This window comes from Dyella flagellata, from assembly GCF_030160275.1.
In the GTDB taxonomy this organism is placed as follows: Bacteria; Pseudomonadota; Gammaproteobacteria; order Xanthomonadales; family Rhodanobacteraceae; genus Dyella_B; species Dyella_B flagellata.
This window is the reverse complement of the sequence record NZ_BSOA01000035.1, coordinates 23,842-44,356: the sequence shown is the minus strand read 5'-3', so window position 1 is coordinate 44,356 and position 20,515 is coordinate 23,842. Positions and strand designations below refer to the sequence as shown.

The 20,515-nt window shown below is 58.4% G+C and carries 7 protein-coding genes (1 of these 7 cut by a window edge); 6 read left to right on the top strand and 1 reads right to left on the bottom strand.

Annotation, left to right across the window (positions count from 1 at the left end; all coding sequences use genetic code 11):
- Window positions 1-9 precede the first annotated feature (9 nt).
- From QQJ96_RS15455 to QQJ96_RS15440, 4 genes are all read left to right on the top strand, one after another.
- On the top strand, window positions 10-804 hold the full coding sequence (locus QQJ96_RS15455; protein WP_284332915.1) for a hypothetical protein: 795 nt from the start codon (window positions 10-12) through the stop codon (window positions 802-804).
- Window positions 805-1,121: 317 nt separating this feature from the next.
- Complete coding sequence (locus QQJ96_RS15450; protein WP_284332914.1) at window positions 1,122-2,606, top strand: RCC1 domain-containing protein; 1,485 nt, start codon at window positions 1,122-1,124, stop codon at window positions 2,604-2,606.
- A gap of 1,666 nt (window positions 2,607-4,272) precedes the next feature.
- Window positions 4,273-6,552, top strand: coding sequence for an RCC1 domain-containing protein (locus tag QQJ96_RS15445; RefSeq protein ID WP_284332913.1), 2,280 nt, complete (start codon window positions 4,273-4,275; stop codon window positions 6,550-6,552).
- Window positions 6,553-6,734: 182 nt separating this feature from the next.
- On the top strand, window positions 6,735-7,415 hold the full coding sequence (locus QQJ96_RS15440; RefSeq protein WP_284332912.1) for a hypothetical protein: 681 nt from the start codon (window positions 6,735-6,737) through the stop codon (window positions 7,413-7,415).
- Between the two features lie 479 nt (window positions 7,416-7,894).
- Here the strand turns inward: QQJ96_RS15440 and QQJ96_RS15435 are convergent, their stop codons facing one another.
- A complete protein-coding gene (locus QQJ96_RS15435) occupies window positions 7,895-8,134 on the bottom strand; it encodes a helix-turn-helix transcriptional regulator (RefSeq protein ID WP_284332911.1) in 240 nt (79 codons plus the stop codon).
- 654 nt (window positions 8,135-8,788) lie between these two features.
- On the opposite strand from QQJ96_RS15435, the gene QQJ96_RS15430 reads away from it, so the two are divergent.
- Window positions 8,789-9,565 carry an efflux RND transporter periplasmic adaptor subunit gene (locus QQJ96_RS15430; RefSeq protein ID WP_284332910.1) on the top strand — a complete coding sequence of 259 codons (777 nt, stop codon included), beginning with the start codon at window positions 8,789-8,791 and terminating at the stop codon, window positions 9,563-9,565.
- Window positions 9,566-9,737: 172 nt separating this feature from the next.
- Window positions 9,738-20,515 carry part of the coding region annotated (locus QQJ96_RS15425) for a CARDB domain-containing protein (RefSeq protein ID WP_284332909.1) on the top strand (this coding region is incomplete at its 3' end). The annotated region continues 23,841 nt past the right edge of the window, so 10,778 of the 34,619 annotated nt are shown.

Sequence of the window (20,515 nt, the reverse complement as noted above, 5' to 3'; positions counted from 1 at the left end):
CGCGCGGCCATGGCGTCACTCGGGTTATTCGCAAAAGCTGCCACGGGGTACCAGAACCCATTCGGTATTACGCTGAAACCGTCGCCTATCGCCATCAGCGGTGACGGCGCTCGTTTGCTAGGAGCGGCGAGCGACGTATCATCCAACGCCACAATGCTGCCGAAATCGACCTCAACGGAGAACGACGGGATGGCGACGTCAGGATCAAAATGGCTGACTGGCATAGTACTTAGCGTAGCGCTGTCCGCCACGAGCGCAGCAACGGCACATGCCACATCGGACTACGCGCTGGGAAGGTGCGATGTTGTCGATACTATAACCGTTGGAACGGATTCACCGGGGACGCACATAGACCCGATATCTGACGCCAACAGCTACATCGTAGAATATCAAAATCAGAGCGGCTCACCTCTGAGAGAACACGTCACGGATCAATCCACTTTCGAACACGCCACGATTACAACCCTGAGCGCCCCTAAACACGGCAAACTGATATGGGATCCAAATACCGGGCCCAACATTTCGGCCGCCGATGAGGGCTGGTATTACTACCTATCGAACAAGGGTTACTCAGGGGAAGATACCTTTGTCATGCAGATCGAAAGGCATGGCTTGAAGATCAAGATTTACTACACCATCGAAGTCTGGACGGAGGGACTTTACGATCAGAGAACTAATCCCCAAGGTTTTTGCGATCCGGACGAGTGGAAGATATCTAAAACCGAGGTCGAGGGCGCCGCTGGTACCTCCTTTACGCCCGACGCGCCCCTTCCTGCCAGCTTTGCCGTCGGCCAACTTGACTAACGCAGGATTCATTTCGCTCAACACCCATCTCGGCGTCGGTACGCTAGATGGTTCGGTAGTGTGCGGAGAAAATACGGGCGGTAAAGCGGCGAACATCACCCCTGACGCCAATGCTGCGGGCTACGGATGCTTTACAGATTCGAACCTCTTTGACGCTCCGATCTATTTCCTCCCAACTCCACCCCAGGTGCGCACCAATACCGATTGACGGCCCTAAAAATCTAACCATTGATACCGAATCACCCGCAACGAATGACGGGTGATCACTTAAACCGCCCGCGGACAGGCGCGCATCCCACCTTGCAATACTTGAGAAGATGGCACTATTACTTTTTTTACCGAGAGTTGTCATGGGATTCCATAGAAAGCTGCTAACAACGCTCGGGGGGCTGGTTGCCAGCCTAACCATAGTAACTGCTCACGCCGGTGGGACAAATGGCTTTTTTTACGGGCAATATGCCAGCCCCCATGGCCCCTATTTGCTTTGCCTTTCCCCTGATTATTCCAGCGTGCATTATGAGAACGGAAGCATCACTCATCGCCTGAAATCCCAAGGAGGCGGGGCGATGATTGAGTATGACAGCGCGAGAAAAATTTTAGGCATATGGAATTTTTCATCGCTGTATACACCGAGCAATCATCTGAATGATCATGTCAAACGATCCGAAGCAAAAAATGAGGCGTTCTATCCGGTTTATATCAATAGATTGTATTTGCCATCTGAGCCAATTCTTCAGTGCTCTGCTTTGGGCAGCGGCCTCAATGCCTTCACATTGAAAGCCAACCCTCACGCGCCCATCCTTCATGCGCTGTCAGTAGCTGCCGGGAGTGGATTTACCTGTGCATTACTTGACACTCATCAGCCAAGATGCTGGGGCGATGACAGCTATGGCGCAGTCGGCTCAGATCAAGGCTCGCAGGTCGCTCGAGTCACCCTGACCGACGTGACCTCATTGGAAGTCGACGATTTCAGAAGCTATGCGCTACTGTCAAACGGAAAGCTACATAGATGGGGCGGTGGCCCAACTCACGGCACCGGTGATCATCCGGCACAGATTGATCAGCATCAGCTTGATGCAGGATACGACCAAGGCGATCCCTGCCAAACCACCGCTGATGGTAGCCGGCCATGCATTCAACGCACTAACAGGGTGACCCTGCTCAAGCAACCTGTTGAAAATAGGGCATCACTGTCCGTCGTTTCGCATCGCTGCAAGGTGGCCGCAGACGGAAGCATTGGATGCAAGGGTGATCTATGGCCTCATCAGGAGGATCAATATGGAAACCTTAGCCCACCCGTCGTCAATGGTGCCCCACTCAAATTGTTCAAGACCGTAAGGATTCCGCTAAGCCAGGGCGCCCTTTCCGTTGTATCCGGGCGCGAGCAAGACTGCGCGCTTCTGGTGGATCACACCGTCAGTTGCTGGTCCTATCGAGGCATCCCAAATCAACCTCTCAATCCGCCCATATCGCTACCTCTACATAGCGTAATGGCCATTTCCGGCAACCAAGAAGACATGTGCGCCCTGCTAGAGATTGGAACCGTTCGCTGCTGGAACGACAAATATGCTTCGCAAAGTGACTATCGAAACATAATGGACGTCTCTGGCATCGCCCATGCGATTCAGATCAGCGTTGGCCCTGATCATGGCTGCGCAGTCATCAAAGGCGGCGGATTAAGTTGCTGGGGAAGAAACTATGCAGGTGGACTTGGTAGTTTCGCCAATTGGAGAAGTGAAGGCGGGCGCTATCTTTCCTACCCTGTGATGGGATTTGCACCTTCCGCAGAGAGCGCCCCATAACGGCAAGCCGCAGCAGACGAGCACCAAATTGGGAAATGGCACATGGTTAACCCGCGGCGAAATTGGGACGCGAAACCCTTTCTGTATCTCGCGGTACGACTTGCTGCTAAACCCGTCTTTCGCCGCGTAACGGGGCCACCCTGGCAGACCGTTTCAGGCTTTGATCCATTCGGTCATCGTGCCGCTACTATCTGCACTTTCAACGTCCAGTTTTTCATGCGGCGTATGCGTGCAATTTCGCACACATCGAGTCGTCGACAGCCTACATAAAACACCCGCTCCAACTGTTACGGTCACCTTGTCACCGGCGCAATCTGCCTTCTTGCTACGCCGATGACCTTTGCAGCAATGCATTGAAAAAAGCGCGGCCCGCATGAGCGTAGGACCTCACACGGACCGCTGACCCTAACCAACACACGGGATGTTGATCATGGCTAACGAGAATAGTAAGGCACGCACACGTGCATATACACCCTTCTGGCTCATCCACGAGACCGAGCTGCCCTCGGACCCCGAGCTGGCCAGGCGACACATCGACCTCATAAGCGTCACCGGCACTGCTCTGGCGATGTGCGTCATCCGGAATCTCTGAAGTGCAGCGAGGTTTCCCGCTGGACGAAGTTGACCTATAGCCTGCCTCCTACCAGCACATGCCCATTCAGCCCTACTCAAGTGGAGGGGCTGCGCGCCGCGTTGTATTTCCTCCGCCGGCACAGCGATGGGCTGTTGCAAGCTGAGCGGAACCGATAGGCAACGCGTATACCAGTGATTCTTACTTTGCGGCATACCAGCCGGAGGTCGGTGTGCCGCACCGGGGTGTACCCGAAACTAACGCTCATTGACGACGCCCTCATCGAGTCCGGCCATGGCTGCCGGCCAAGCCGCTCCGGCCTTCAATACGCCATAGGCTAATTGCCTGTTGACACCCCGCAGTCTCGCCGGTTGCCAAAGCTTGTCATAGGAGGTGCTCTACTCTCCGACCGCACAAACCATTTCCGCATAAACATTGGTGAACGCCTGTCAGCCGGACGACCTTAGCTGCCATCGATATGCCATTTTTTGAGATGCCAGCCGCCATGCGCTGATTGCAAGCTATGGGAGCTGACAGGGGACCCAGCTATGGAAATGGCACCTGATGGAAGACCTATCGGGTGCGCACGGGGGACTTCGCCCTATTGGGATTGCTCCACGCTGCCGTGGCCGAAACTTCCGCTGCCCGGATGGATTTGACAACATCCTGGGAAGTGCTTGCCGTCCTTTCCGAGCTCGTATCGCGCCCCAGGGGAGCTGACATAAGGGGTTTATGCTTATGCTTCTGGCGACAAATCAGTGTCTTGAAAGCTACAATCGGGACGTGCGCACAGAGGAAGATGGCGCTAGTTCCTACAGTAAATTGGTCGTTGGGGTCGATGGAAAGAAGAAGCGCCACTCGTTCTCATCCTATCGTGGCGGGTCTTGGCTACGGCCGTATTCGTGGACGCCAGAAATTGCAAAAAACAGCTGCCGTGCTAACGCGCCGCTGCTATGACCGACTACGGTTTGCTCATGCCTTCCGGTTATGGATTCTGGCGCTACAAATTCAAAAAGATCTTCTCAAACTCGAATTAAATACGATCCAGGATTGAACGATATGCATAGGGGCCTTTCCCATCTAGTGTGCTTCCTCATGCTGGCCGTAGCAGCCTGTGCGGCGCATGCACTGCCACGCGACAGCGACAACATCTCACAGCTTGTTTTTAGCTATAAACATCGTTGCGCGCTGCGCAATAACGGCTCAGTCGATTGCGTAAGTGAAAGCCCGTATCTTGGCGAATCACGCGGCGGGGACGGCGAGATCACTTATCGTCCAGTTCAAATGGTTCCGCGTGGCGCGACACGACTTACTGCGGGCGAATTCGCCATTTGTGCGATTGTGGACGATGCGCTCGATTGCTGGAAAGACGTGCCCGCTACCGGGAAGAAACTCGCCCCGCCTCAGCAGATTATCGCTAGCCATGTAACCGACATTGCGGTAGGCGATGACCATGCCTGCGCGGTTGCCAATGGTGCCGCCCTGTGTTGGGGCTCCGATTCCGCTGGAAAGGTGGGCCACCACGAAGATGACTATCACAATGGCACCGTTCAAACCAAACCTTGGCCGGTAATCGCAAGCGGCGTCACGCGTGTGGCGGCCGGCGGCGACGTTAGCTGCGCAGTTGCCCAGGCCGCACTATGGTGTTGGGGATATACAGGACTCGCCAGCGACGCTAATTCCAAGGCGCTTTGGGATGGTGATCACCCACCACTACGCGTCTTTGAGCGTGGGGTCACCACTGTGGCAGCAGGCTCCCATCACGTTTGCGCGATCGTCAGCGGCACCTTGTGGTGCTGGGGCGATAACACTCACGGGCAAGTCGGTATCGGCATTTCGGTTGATCATGCCCAGCATTCGCCGAGTTTTCAAACTGCAGGTGTAGCCGGAACATTCATGGATGGCGATCAAACGTGCCATAGGCAATGGACTCAACTAACCTGTACCGTGGAACATCCGGTCAAAGTCATCGATCACGGTGTAACCGCCGTCTTTGCAAGTGCTAATGAAACCTGCGCACAGGCGAATGGCTCGTTGCAGTGCTGGGGCGCCAACTGGCAAGGTCAACTGGGCATCGCGCCTGCCAAGAAAGATGTACTCAAAGCCACCGTGGCAATCGCCGGAGAAGTGAACTTTGTGGCTCTCGACTCTACCCGCGTCTGCGCTGTGATGCAGGGCGGCGTGCTGAGCTGTACGCTTCCCTGCAAAAAGGATGTCAACACGTGCCCCGATCATCCAGGATTCGTCGCGGATGACCCGAACGACATGTCCGGCGTAGAAATGCGGGGAGGCGTCTGGCGCGGTACGATTGGCAATGCTGAGGTGATGGTCTGCTTGCAAGCGGAACAGCCCTTTTCCCAGTCGAGCTACTACTATCTGCGTCACGGCTTCAGCATCCCCTTGGATTTTGCCGATAATTCGGGGGCGATCTTGAACGAGGCATCCTCCAACGGCCGTGAATTCGATTACTCAAAACCGACCGCCGTATGGACCTTGCAACCGGCGGCAGGACGCCGTATGGACGGCATATGGAAAACGGCGGATGGCTCCCGCACGCTACCGATTCATCTTGTCCGCGTGATGAGCCTCGATACTGGCAACGGTGCAAGCTGTGACTCGACGGTGCCCAACGATCCGTCTCGGCTTGCATTCAACGCGCCACGCGTGGCCTCACAAAAATTGAGCATAACGCAGATGCCAGGCGGCCTAAGACGAATCGGCGCACTGGACGGCCACGTTTCCATGACCGAACTACCCGCTTCCGTACCTAATGCCGATAACTTCAACCACGCGATGCGCGCCTGGCTTGCCGAAGAGATTGCCGGTTACTACGACTGCGCACTCAGCAACGGGGGCTCCGCAGATTTTAATGAGAGCTATGACATTAGCTTCTTGTCCCCACCATGGTTGGTGGCCAGAGAAAGCTATTCGGTTTATTGCGGAGGCGCCCATCCTTCCGGCGGCACCGCGGGTTATTCGATATGGAATCTTGAGACCGGCAAGACCGTTGACCCATGGGACTTTCTCAAAGATAGCAAGTGGGACTATGTCAAGGAGGTCGACCACTGTGACAACGCCAACAACTGTAGTCGACGCCCACCTCCGAAGCTCAACGAAATACTCACTGCCCGATTCAACGAAGACAATGCCGGCACAGGAGACTGCTCAGATTCGCTGGACTCTGGCATTAGCCCCGGTTACTTGTTGCACATGGACAAGAACGGCCTGATTTTTTCAACCGATTTCCCTCATGTGATCCAGGCCTGCGACGAAGACATCGCCCTGCCCTGGAAGACGGTCGCACCATTTCTTACTCCCTTGGGCAAGACGGTCATGCAATCGTTGACTCACAAAGCCCCTCAACATGGTCATTGATCACAATGGGCTGCCATCATGCCTTTGCCAAAGATGGATGGGCTCCAGGCCATCACAAGCCTCGATTTGGAAAAAAGACGACTGGTGGAGACAAACTCATGAGATGCATAATTATCGCTACGCTCCTACTCATTTTATTGCCTATACCAGTCCCATCATCCGCAAGTAATCCGCCTGAGGGAATGAGCCACATCCAAGGCTTGTCTTTTGCCCTCATATCTCGTGACGATAAAGGGCAATACATAGCTGAAATGCCCTTGGATAACACGACGGAAATTAGCGGAACCTGCGGCACCATGAAGCCTTTATGGATCTATGGGAAGCCAAGACCGGGAAGATGCCTTGCCCTCAAGCCGCCCTCTCCCTTCCTTGAAAGCAATGGACTTATAGAGTTTCAAACCAGTTTTTTTTCGGACGATGACGAAAAAATCCTGCTCTTTAGCACCAGGGACTTAAATATCAACAAGCCCGTCATGCTCAAGGCGAACGTTGATGAAATATCGGAGCTTACCGATCGATATGACCAATCGATCAAAAAAGCTTATCTCAGAAAAATTTTTGAAATCACCCTGAAATCGGCTGGAAAGATCTATTTCATTCCCGAGGAAAAGCAGTTTGAACCATTCGACAATGATTCCGATCCCGGCTGCGAGATCTTGAAGACACTGGTTTTACTCGTGAACGACAAGGGTGCAAAGAAGCTTGGTTATTTGGATAACTTTCCAGCAGATATGATTAACGATCAAGTCGACGAGGCACCGATAGCATTGACCTACAGCTCCTGCAATACGACTGCAACCCTTTGGAAAATCTACCCGATGGTTAAGCAGGAGGCGTATTTGTACAACGGAGTAGGTGGCTGAGGGGCGGAGACTGCCATGGAAAACCAGCACCATTGAACGATAAATCGCAGAGATTCAAAGCAACTTTTCCCACTACACTCGAAATTTTACGACCAGCAAGGCGAAGCAAAAATGGCATGTAGGTGGCGCCTGAAAGCAACTCGCCGGTTTTGAAGTACGTTGAAGGTCACAGAGCCACCACACCAATCGATATTGGCACTTCTATACCGTGTTGCGCTCGACGGCTAAAAGCTTGTGCGAGCCCGAGGAGTGGAAAATCTCTTAAGTTGAAATGGAAGGACCGAGGCAAAGACACCTACACTGGCCGCTCGTCTAAGCATCGTAAAGCTTTAGTAGGAGAACGATTACTGGAGCTAGCAGAATGCTCTATTGCGGGGCTTTACACCTCTGTAGTTCGGCATTTCCATTACTACCGGCCCATGTGGCAATGGGTCACTCATTTGTGCAGATGATCAATTGATTTTGGATTTGAATCCGATTTACCTCAACGCTTTTCGCTTGGTGGTCAACATGATGCGCAATTCGCAGCCTACGGCATCGGCATAGCGCCTTAGTGTAGCCATCGAGGGCGCATGTTTGCGGCTGCCTGCACTGGCTTCCAGCCGCGCCACTGAGGCTTGTGCCACGCCCATACGTTCCGCCACGTCCGCCTGCGTCAGCTCGGCCCGCTGACGCGCGCGCGAGTTCGGCCAAAGCCGCGAACTTATCAGCCATGGCATCGTAAGCCGCCGCAAAGGCAGGCTTCTTGCGCCAGCGCTTACGCGTGGTCTCAACATCCAGCGCTACCGGCTTATATCGTTCAAGTGCCATATCTTGACCTCCTTCAAAGAGAGCCGAGTTGGCGCACCCTCTCCTCAACCCTCCCCGGCGAAACCGGGACACCCTGGACTAGTTCCGCTTTCACGGACACAACGGATGGCAGCGCCTCAGCTCAATGTTGACATCCGGATGAGTAAAAACTCCCAAGATCACTAGCCCACCCCTTCGGATTGCCTCAACTCATTGATCTGCGGCCATAAAAGACGATGGGATCTCAAGATCCAGGGGCTTTATGCTGGTTCTATCGCCCTTGTAAGGAGGCCATGCGGCTCGGCGCGCCGGGTGAACTGATACCTGCAGCAAGCTTGCTAAGGCGATGATTGCCATACCAATCATATCTTGCGACGCAGTTCCTTGTTGCCGTTCACACAACCGCAGGGTAATTTAGGAGGAGTCATGACAGGGGGCGTCGAGTGGTTCGATGCTCATGGCCGCAATACGCAGGGAGAGGGACATTCGTGGAGCCCAGCTTTGGGTTGGCTTGTGCACGGCACAAGAAACCAAGCAGGATGCGGTGGCCCATTGCCGCAGCTGTTTGGGGGAGCTTGTTCGCAATGGCTCCCGCGTGGTCGAACACGACCGTAGCATCCTACGACTGCCTGATCGAGCCCGCGCAAACGGTGGAGCTTGGCACGCCGGTCAGCGGGCTGCTTGAACATGTCACGGTCAAGCGTGGTGACAAGATCACGCGCAATGAGGTGTTGGCGAACCTGGAGTCGCACGTCGAACAGACCGCGGCCGAACTTGCCCACTACAAATCCCAATTGAACGGTCCTACCGAGCTTGCGCAAAGCAAGATCGAATTCTCGCAACGTAAATTCGAGCGCCGCCACGACCTGGCGCAAGCGCAGCTGATGGCCAAGCAAGACAGCGACGACGCCGAGTCGGAGCTGCAACAGGCACAGGCTGAACTGACCGAGGCGAAGGAAAACCGCGAAGTCGCGCGGCTCGATTATCTACACGAAATGAGCCAGCTCAATCTGCGCACGATCCGTAGCCCGTTCGACGGCGTGGTGGTGGACCAGATGATGTGGCCCGGCGAAATCGTCGAACCCGGCGCCACCAAGCACGCGGTACTGAAAATCGCGCAGTTGAACCCATTACGCGTCAGGGTGGTGATGCCCTTGCGTGCCTTCGGCGACGTCCACGTCGGCACGGGCGCGTCGGTCGCCTCCGAAATTGAGCCGAACACGCCCTACTCCGCCAAGGTCACCAGCGTCGACCGCATCGTCGACGCCGCCAGCGGCACTTTCGTGGTCTTCATGGATTTACCCAACCCCAAGCTTGATCTGCCCGCCGGCGTCAAGTGCAAGGCCGCTTTGCGCAATTGAACATCCGATCCTGACGCATGGGGCGACTTTATGTCTCCCCCGCTCGTCATTCCGGAGCACTCCGGACCGGGCGCCAGGCAAAAGCCGATGCCGTCAGACGATCTAGCTCGCAGCAGCACTCATTGAATTCAGTCTCGCGGTCTGAACCACCGCAAAAAAACAGGGAACCCGTATGGAAAACGGCAGCATCGGCAACCAGCACAACGCCACCCAAGACAGTACCGAGCGCAGCACTCCGGCGATTCGCTTCGAAGCGCTTGAGCCGCGCGTGTTGCTTTCTGGCGACGTCAATCCCGCGGCACTTTCCATCAGCGGAACCCTGAGCCAGCCCGGTCAGCAGAATCATTATCAGTTTACGGTGCAGGACGACAAGCGCGTCGTCTTCGACAGCCTGACCAATCGCAGCGATATCAGTTGGTCGCTGACCGGACCCAATGGACAGGTGGCCAGCCACAGCTTCTCCGACGACAGCCAGCCGTTCGTCGACCTGAGCGCCGGCACCTACACCATGACGATCAGCGCCTCGGGCGACAGCACCGGTGCCTATGCCATGCGTATCGTCGATGCCAGCGCCGCGGCCGATCTTACGCCGGGCACCAAGGTCAGCGACACGCTGGTGCAAGGCAACGAAATCAGCGTGTACCGTTTCGATGCCACCGCCGGACAGAAATTCTTTTTCAACGCGGGCAACGTAAATGCCACCGATGGCAGCTATGCCAACGTCAATTGGCGCCTGATCGATCCTTACGGCCGCCAGGAAGGTTATGTCAATAATCTCGCCTACAACAGCGGCCCGCTCACTGTCCAGCGCAACGGCGAATACCTGTTGCTGGTGGAAGGCGCGCAGAGCAACACCGCGCCGGTCAACTACTCGTTCACGCTCAATCCAGTCAACGACACGCAGAACGCCTTGACGCTGGATCAGTCCACCACCGGCGCCATTACGCAATCAGGCCAGACTGCCAACTACAGCTTCACGCTCAACAGCAACACGTCGGTACTGTTCGATCGCTTGAGTGCCGATGGCTTCAACTGGTCGTTGCTTGGGCCTAACGGCCAGATCGTGCAGAATCGCCATTCCTACCAGGAGCAGCCGAGCGCGCTCCAGCTCGGTGCCGGCAGCTATACCCTGTCGATCAACTACGACGGTGGCAATACCGGCAACTACGCCTTTCGCCTGCTTACGAGCGCGTCGACGCAGGCACTCAGTACCAACACCGCGGTCACGGACAGCCTCGACAATCCTTACGGCTCGCGCCTCTACAAGGTGACGCTGAGCCAAGGGCAGAAGCTGTATCTCAACGACCAATCGCCCACCGGCGGCAGCGTCAACTGGCGCCTGCTCGATCCCTATGGCGTGCAGGTGAACTCCGGTGCGCTCGGTAACAACGGCGATCCCTTCACCGCTGCCGTTGCAGGCGATTACTGGCTGGTCATGCAGGGCAGCGCCGGTAACGCTGCGACTGCCAACGTAAGCTACGGGTTTGAACTCTATAACGTGCCGGATCTGGCGGCCGCACTGACGCTGGGTGCGAGCACCTCGGGCAACGTTGCCCTGCCCGGTCAATCAACCGTCTACAGTTTCCATCTCGCCACGGCCACGCAACTGGCATTCGATACGCAGAGCACGCGCAACGACATCGTGTGGTCGCTGACCGGCCCCAATGGTCAACTCGTGCAGCGTCGCTCGCTGGGCCAGAGCGACGGCAGCAGTGCTTACAGCGTTATCACCGCGCCGGCAGGCGATTACACGCTCACCGTCCAAGGCACTGGCAATGCCACCGGCGCCTACGCTTTCGCGCTGAACGATCTTGCCGCCGCTGCTGCGCTGACCCAGGGCACGCCCGTGAGCGGCACGCTCAATCCCGGCAATGCTGCCGTGGCTTATCGCTTCACCGCCCAGGCCGGTGACAACGTGAAGCTGCATAGCATCAGCGTCAGCGGGGGCAGCGCCACCTGGCGCATTGTCGATGCCTACGGCCGCGACGTTGCCGGCGCCAATAACCTGGCCAGCGACAGCAATGCCATCAGTCTCGCTTTGGGTGGCAGCTACACGTTGTTGATCGAAGGCGCGACGGGCAACACTACGCCGCTCAACTACCAGGTGGAATTGGACACTACCGGCAACGTCGCGCCAACGCCGCTGCCGACAGGCGATACCCTGGCCCTGGGCAGCGCCACGGCAGGCACCCTGGCAACCTGGGATGCCACCAAGACCTACCGCTTCACGCTTGCCAGTGCCACCCAATTGCTTTTCGACGGCACCTTGCCCAACGGCAGCAGCGTGGTGTGGACCCTGACCGGTCCGCGCGGCGTCGAATTCAATCAAGGCAGCGTTTGGAATAGCGCCACCGTCCTCGACCTGCCCGCCGGTGATTACGCGCTGACCTTGCAAGGTGGGCAGTATTCGTGGAGCTACTCCGGCAACGGGGCCTATGCCTTCACGGTGACGGACACCTCCACGCTGCCGATGGCGCAGCTGGGTCAACTCACTACGCTGACTCGTTCGCCGGCCAGTGCCACCGCAGGTTGCCGTATTCAGGCCACCGGAGGCACCCAGCTCGTGCTCAACGGGAGCTTCAATTACTACAACAATTGGGAGCTGGTCGACGCCTATGGGCATGTGCTGCCTTCGCAACAGGGCGACACCCCAGGCAACATCTACAGCATTCCTGCCGACGGCATCTATACGCTGCTGGACGTCGGCTACAAATACGATGGCACAGCATCGCGCACCGACACTTTCACGATCAGCCAACAGGATGTCACCACCGCGCCGCTGAGCTTCAACGATACCCTTAGCGGCAGCCTGACCGGGCGGCAAAGCCTGGCCCAATACACCTTCACGCTGGATCAACCGCAGAACCTGACGCTGGACGCCCTGCTCAATGCGAACGGCCAACGTCCCAACAACCTGCAGTGGCTGATACGTTCCAGCAGCGGCGCCACTTACGGCTGGTATAGCTTCAGCAACAGCCAATCGCTATTCCTGGCCGCCGGGCAATACACCCTGGTGTTGCGCAACATGGTGGACACGCCCAGCAATTTCTCGTTCCAATTGCGCAATCGTGATTCCTCGCAGGCGCTCACGCTCGATACGCCGGTGCAGACCACGGTCACCGGCGATCAGGTAAGCATGTATCGCTTCACCGCCAATGCCGGCGACCACTATTATTATCATGCGAGCCAGGGTGGCAACGGCGTGTACTGGTCGCTGGTTCGCTCGGATGGCTACGTCGTCTACAGCGGCGCCAGCTATTACGACTCGCCGGACATTCCCATCACCACCAGCGGCGAGTACATGCTGGTGTTTACGCAGCAGTACTACCCCGCCGCAAACACCACGATCGGCTTCACCTTCGGTCACCGCACCACGACGACGTCCGCCCTCACGCTGGGTGCGGATACGGCCGGCAGCATTGCCCAACCCGGCCAGAGTGTGCAGTACAGCTTTACGCTCAACGCACCGACCACGGTGCTGATGAATCCCTCGCTCAACGGCTACAACCTGCAATGGAGCCTCACCGGCCCGCGCGGCACGGAAACCTCGCTGCAAAGTTTCAACAATGGCTCCAGCCTGATGACGCTGCCCACCGGCACCTATGTGTTGACGGTGGCCTATAGCGATCTGTCCACCGGCAACTTCGATTTCAGCCTCACCGACACCAGCACCATGCCGGTGCTTGCGACCGATCAATCCACGCATGCCGCCTTCACCAGCAACGGCCAGGCGCAGGGCTTCGTGCTCGACGTCCCTGCCGATGGCAGCTACAGCATGGATGTGCCCTACACCGGCCCCAATGCAGTGTGGCGTATTCGCAATTCGCAAGGGCAGACCGTCGATAGCAGCTGGATATCCAACACCAGCAGCAATCCCTTCCAGCTCAGCGCCGGGCAATATCTGCTGACCTGGGAATCGCCCAGTACTCCCAGCATGGGGGTGGATTTCGCGCTGCGCCACGTCGTTACCGTCGCGCAGCCGCTGACACTGGGCACGGCGGTAAGCGGAAGCATCGCCAACATCAGCCAGCGCCAGGAATACGACTTCACGCTCAGCGCGCCTACCAGCGTGCTGTTCAACAGTTTGAGCACTCGCAGCGATATCACCTGGGAACTGCTCGGCCCCGATGGCACCCTTATCAGCCCGACCACGCTGGGTGGTACCGAAGGCAGCAATGCCGCCAGCCCCATTGCCCTTAACGCCATCGGCAAATATCAGTTGCTGATCATTCCGGTGGGCCACGCCACCGGCAACTTCGCCTTCAACCTGATCGACATGGCGACCGCGCCGGCCTTCGTAACCGGCAGCGCGCAATCGATCAAGCTGGTACCCGGCAACAGCAGCTCGGTGTATGCCATCACCGCCCATGCCGGCGACTACCTCAGCTTGCAGGTCAGCAGCCTGACCGGCGGCAACGCCAGCGTCACGCTGGTCGATGCGAACGGCAACAAGATCCTCGCCACCACCGCGCTCACCGGCACCGACAACTTTTCACTGGCGCTGCCACACGACGGCACTTATCAACTGATCGTGGCCGGCGACGTCACCAACACCGCCGAAACCGACATTACCTACAGCGCCAAGCTGACTACGCCACAGCAGGGCGCGCTTACGCTAGGCAGCGATATCCAGGGCAGTACCAGCACGGTCGGCGTGCCTGACACTTATCGCTTCACGCTCAATACGCCCACCAAGCTGTTCGTCGATGGCCTCACCGGCCTCAACCAACAATGGACGCTCCGTGGCAGCAACGGCAACGTGGTCGCCTCCGGGCAGCTTGGCACGATCTCGCCGCTGGTGCTCACGCCGGATGCCTATACGCTGCAAGTGCAAGCCAATAGCAGCGGTGCATTGGGCGCCTACGGCTTGCGCGTGGTCGACCTGGCTGGCGCGACCGCCCTGCCGCTCGGCCAGGCCACGCAAGGCAGCATCACCGATGGCCATGCGCTGGTTTACAGCCTGACGGCTACGACCGATCAAGCCGCGCTGTCCTTGCAGGTCGCCGCGGCAGCCAATGCCGGCGCGCAGATCTATGTCTACGATGGAGCTTGCAATCTCATCGCGTCCGGTGCGAATGCGCTGGCGCTCACCAGCATCGCCAACGGGGTAGCCAACGGCACCACGCGCTATGTGGTGATCGATGGCGGCAGTGCGGCCACTTACACGCTCACCGCAACCCAAAGCGCTTCGTCCGGTACCACCACATCCAGCGAGCTGAGCCTGGGCGCGTCGTTCAGCGGCAGCCTGGCCGCGATCGGCGACAGCCAGACCTATCGACTCACGATCAACTACGGACAGCAGCTGCCGTTCGCTCAGTTGCTGCGTGACCTCGGCTCCAGCGGCATCCACTGGCAGCTCACCGCGGTCGGTGCGGCCACCGCGCCTTGGCAAGACCAGGATCCCGCCTACTACCAAACCCTGCTGCCCGCTGCCGGCGACTACAACCTCACCATCGCCGCCACCGCCAACAACGCGAGCTATGCGCTGCAAACGATCGACAGCGTACAAGCCCCCCTGCTTGGCAGCGGTCCGGTCAGCGCCACACTCGCGATTGGACAACAAGCCATCGCATATCGTTACAGCCAGGACAATCCAGGAGCATTGAGCGTTGCCCTGAGCGGTGCCGACAATTGGGCCTTGTACGACACGCTGGGCAACGAGGTGGCAAGCGGAGCAGCGGGCAACGCCATCGATACGCCACTGCTCGATCGCGGCAATTATGTGCTGCTGATCACTCGTGCATCGACCACGGCCAGCGCCAACTACACGCTCAATGTACAGCCGCTACCGTTACCTGTCGCCAGCGAATCCGCGCTCATCACCGGCACGCTCGGCAGCAATGCGCAATTGAGTGTCTATCGTTTCGAGCTGCCAGTCCATACAGTATTGCAGTTGCATAGCGCCGGCTCCGCCCCGGGGCTGAGTTGGAGCATCGCGCCGGTCGGCGCCGCACCCACCTGGAATACGCTCGGCACCGATTCGCAGGCCGCCGGCTATGACGCGGGCGAGTATCAACTGTGGATCAACGGCAACGGCAATGCCGCCAACTACGCTTTGCAGCTGTTGAACCTCAACAGCGCGCCACAATTGTCGGGTGCGACCAGCGGCAGCCTCACGGGCGGACAAAGTGCGACCACCTACAGCATCAACCTGGCGCAAGATTCAGCCATCCATCTGAGTTTCGGCACAGGTACCCCACCCGCCCTGCGCTGGTCTTTGTACAACAGCACATCCGGCGTCCTGGTCGCATCGGGCCAAACCGGCGCGAACGCCGACGTGGCCGCCCAGCTCGCCGGCCAATATACGCTGGTGCTCGAAGGCCAGCCTGTCGCTGGCACCACTCCAAGCGACGTCGCGTACACCGTCACAGCAACGCCATTCGCGCCACCAGCATGCAGCCTCGGCCAGACGATCAGCGGGACGCTGGACAGCAACAACCCGCAAACCAGCTTCCATCTGAGCCTGCCGGTCGGCGGCCAGGTGCTGCTGTACGACACCGGTAGCAACAGCGGCATCAGCAGCAGCATGCTGGGCACCGTGCAGTCGTCCATGCCGATCGGTCGCGGGGGGCTTTATACCCTTTCCTCAGGCGATAGCGACATCGTCATCCGTGGCGATTCGAACGACCTGAATTATCAGTTCGCCGTGCTGGACTTCGCGAACGCACCGGCGCTGCCGGCCGGCACTGCTGTGCAGGCGCAATTGAGCGCCGGTCAAACCGCCGCGATCTACAGTTTCAGCAGCGACGGCACATCGCCGCTGACGTTCGGCGCTGCGGCCAGCACCGGCAGCGGTATAGGCTGGACTGTGTATAGCAGCAGCGGCGGCGTCGTTGCCAGCAGCAACAACGCCAGCAGTTCTACGCAAGTACTGCAAAGCGGCGACTATCGCATGGTCGTCTATCGCAGCACGGCCGGCACCGACGCGCTGGCCTATACCACCACTTTCGGTCCGACCGTCATCCCCACTACCGCGCTGACGCTGGGAAGCACTCAATCGCTCACGCTCGCCCCGGCAACCGGTTACCGGGCCAACTACACATTCACTTTGTCTTCGGCGGGCCGCTTCATCCTGGTTCCGCCCGATGTCGCGCAAATCAACGCCCATTACAGCATCATTGATGCGCAAGGCGTGCAAGTCGCAAGCGGCCAGATTCCCTACTCCGTCAGTACGCCCGGCGACGTCCCGCCGCTGCAGTTGCAGGCTGGCAGCTATACGCTTCGTTTCGATGGCAGCCAAAACAACAATGCCGCGGTCACGACCGATTTCCGCCTGATCGACGTCGACGCCGGCGCCACCTTGGCGGTGGGCACGCCCGCGACCGTGTCGTTTATTTCGGTCTACGATCTCAGCACGATGCATATCTCGGCCAATGCCGGCGATACGCTCAATCTCTCGATTTATATGAGGGATTCGAAAACGGCCAACTCCACCGACTATACGAACTGGTGGGTGATCGACCCCGACAATAATCTTGTAGCCAGTGGCCAGGCGCGCCAGGCCACCAGCAACGCAACGTTGCCGCTGACCAAGGCCGGCAACTATGCCGTGATCGTGACGTATGCCGATCCAGGATTGTCCGTTACGATCAATGCAAGTTTGGCCAGCCATACGGACCTGCCTACGCCGACCATCTCGGCACTCGTTCCGGGGCAGGAGGTAAAACAGTCTGTCGCCCCAACGTCTCCGGCGCTGTATACGTTCAATCTGAGTCAGACGTCGCTCGTCTCCGTGAGCGGATTGGCTACCGGCAACACCGCGCAGTGGCAATTGCATGATGCAAGCGGTGTCCTGCTGGCCGGCAATTTTTCCCAAAGCCAGACCTCGTCCGGCGTCATCCGCCTGGCCGCGGGCACCTATACGATGCAGGTGGACGCGAATTCGTCGGGAACAACGCCGCCATCGGCCAACGTCGACTTCACCCTGCTGACCCAAGCCCAGGCCATCGCAGTCGCATCTGGCGGCGCAGACGTTCCCGCAAACTCCGGTGTCTATGCCCTCCCGGTTTCGGCGGGGCAGGATTACTACTTCAGCAGCACGGGAACTGTGAACTACACGGTTTACCGCCAGGATATGTCCGTAGCCTACACGGGCAACGGCAACGGTTTGCAGCAATTGCACGCGGACGCGAACGGTACCTGGTACATCGTGGTCAATCAGGGCGGCAGCAGCCCTTCTCTACATATCGCCACCGCAAGCCCCCTTTCATTGGGACAGATCGCCAACGGCTCCCTTACTGCGGGGAGCACAGATGTCTACAACCTGACCGTATCCGGCAGCTCGCTCGTCAGTATCGGCTTGCCCAGCACGCCGGGCCTCACCTTTACACTGCAGGGCCCGGGACTAAGTCAGCAAACCTTGTCCAACGGGAATGCCCCGATTCGCCTGGGCGCCGGCAATTACACCGTTGTCGTTACCAACAGCAACGCCAATACGACCACGTACAGCTTGCTGTTCCAGGCACTCGACGCCAATGCGCCACAAATCACGCCGGATACCGGCGGCAATGTGACCTTCAACAGCGCCGGGCTGGCTGTCTATCGTCTTCAAGGCGCAGCCAACCAGCGACTGTACTACACGCCCCAGAATGGCGAAGACGGCGCGGCGCATTGGACGCTTTACGATGCCAACGGCAATTACGTGTGGGATGACGCCTCCAACGCTACCGATGCGTTGCCGCCACTGCCCGCGGACGGTACCTACTATCTGGTATGGAATCTTGATCCCGCCTCGACCAACCTTAGCGGCGGTAATGTCAGCTACGCCTATCAGTTCAACACGACGCCACCCCAGAACGTCACGCCGATCACCCTTGGAACCGCGCAATCGGTTAGCGCCAGCGGACCGGCTACCACGCAGCTATACAGTTTCACGCTGAGCGCACCCGCCAGCGTGGTGCTCAGTGGCATGAGCGCGAATGCTACATTCGATTGGCTGCTCAGCGGGCAGGGCCTATGGTCCAGCGGCCAATGGAGCAGCGGCAGCTTACCGCAGGTGTTCCAGCTGCAGGCGGGCACGTACCAGTTCAGCGTGCGCCCGGATGCCAACAATAGCACCGGCCAACTTTCGTTCCTGCTCGATGATGTCGCCAACGCCACGGCGGTCAGCGTCAATTCGCCCATCACCGACACCATTGCACCCGGCAGCAGCCGGATCTACAGCTTCGAGGGCACTACCGGCAGCACCCTGCACTATGCGCCTGCGAACATGGGCAGCCTCACCGGCAGCTGGACGCTGTTCAATCTCAACGGCACCATCCTGGCCAACGGCGACATCGGCACCGCACAGGACATCACTCTGCCGGCCAGCGGGCATTATTTGTGGGCGTGGCGTACCAACAGCGGCACCGGCACCACGCCGGTCGCGGTGCAGTTTGCACTTGATACCGCGACTACAGCGATGGGTACGCCAGTCAGCATGGCGGCCGCTGGCAGCAGCTTCACGTTCCACCTTTCTGCCGCGACGCACGTACTGGTCGACATGGTCCAGCAGCCCTACAACAGCAACATGCCCTGGACGATCTTCAGCCATGGGCAGCAGATAGCCAGCGGCTATACCTCTTCCCAGCAAGGCGCTGTGGTGGAGTTACCGCCCGGGGACTATCAATTCACTCGACAGGCCACCAACTACTACGCCACGGTGCGCCTGCTTGATCTTGGCGCCGCCACGCCGCTAACTTCCGGCGTAGCGGTGAGCGGCAGCGATACACTCGGTAACGCAGATGCTTATAGCTTCATTGCAAATGCTGGCAATAGCGTCACCCTTGCCAGCAACGACAGCAATTTCAGCTGGTCGCTGTACGACGAATTCGGTCGTCTGATACAGCAGATACAGGGCGCGGGCTCAATCAGCAACCTGCCGCGCACTGGCACCTATTATCTGGTGCGGGATACCCAAGGTAACGGCAGCACCACCAGCCAGCCCTACAATTTCACCGTCACCGTCAGCGCTCAATTGCAAGCGCTGCCGGTTGGCCAAGCCTTTACAGCCGTCTTGCAGAACGGCAGCACCGGCTACAGCGTCAACGTGCAGCAGGCTTCAACGTTGTGGGTGAGCACAGGCGACTACTATGCCAACGTGCGCGTGGACGTCTATGACGCGCAAGGTGCGTTGATCTACTCGGGCACACCCAAGGCAGACGAGGACAACAACGCTGCGAACAACCAGGCGATCATATTGCCCGGAGCCGGTACGTATACGGTCAAGTTCAGCGACGCCAGCGGCAATACATCGACCCGCAACGTGGCACTGCTGGTCAGTGACGTCACCAGCGCTCCGCTACTATCGACAGACACCCTGCTAAGTGGCACGGTGAACAACCCCGGCATCGTTGCCTACCGCTTGAACCTGACACAAGCCGGGGACTTCTCCTTCAGCCTGTCCGGCAGCAGTTATTACGCCAGGCTGCGCCTGGTGTCTGCGTCCGGTAAGACGCTGGCATTCAAGTCGATCTACGACAACTCCGGCTACCTGCCTTTGGACGCCGGCAATTACTACGTATTCCTGGAAAGCTATTACGGCAGCAGCAGCTACAACTTCTACGCCGACACCAGCGCGACGCCGCTGCCGCTCAATACCGTGGTCAGCGGTACGCTGCCGGCGCATCAGGTCGCCACGCATTACACGCTCCATCTGGACCAAGCCAGCGTCCTTGCCTTCCACAACTTGAGCACCGCGAGCGGCAACTACTGGTCGCTGGTAAATGCCAGCGGACAGGTGGTGATGTCCGCCAACGGCTATGCCAGCAATTTGCTGCAGGCTGGCGATTACGTGCTGTTGATGATCAACAACAGTGCCGACGCGCAGCCCTATAGTTTCAGCATGCTCAACCAGAGCAACGCCACGCCGGTGACGGTGGGCACACCGGTCACCACCAACGTGAGCGATCCGCACGGCGTGCAGCTGTACAGCTTCAACGCCCAGGCGGGAGGCCAATACTTCCTCGACGT

Bases quoted from the DNA above. Each gene is read 5' to 3' on its own strand.
- QQJ96_RS15445 (WP_284332913.1), top strand. From the start codon at position 4,273: ATGCTGGCCGTAGCAGCCTGTGCGGCGCATGCACTGCCACGCGACAGC.
- QQJ96_RS15455 (WP_284332915.1), top strand. From the start codon at position 10: ATGGCGTCACTCGGGTTATTCGCAAAAGCTGCCACGGGGTACCAGAAC.
- QQJ96_RS15430 (WP_284332910.1), top strand. From the start codon at position 8,789: ATGGCTCCCGCGTGGTCGAACACGACCGTAGCATCCTACGACTGCCTG.
- QQJ96_RS15435 (WP_284332911.1), bottom strand. From the start codon at position 8,134: ATGCCATGGCTGATAAGTTCGCGGCTTTGGCCGAACTCGCGCGCGCGT.
- QQJ96_RS15440 (WP_284332912.1), top strand. From the start codon at position 6,735: ATGAGCCACATCCAAGGCTTGTCTTTTGCCCTCATATCTCGTGACGAT.
- QQJ96_RS15450 (WP_284332914.1), top strand. From the start codon at position 1,122: ATGGCACTATTACTTTTTTTACCGAGAGTTGTCATGGGATTCCATAGA.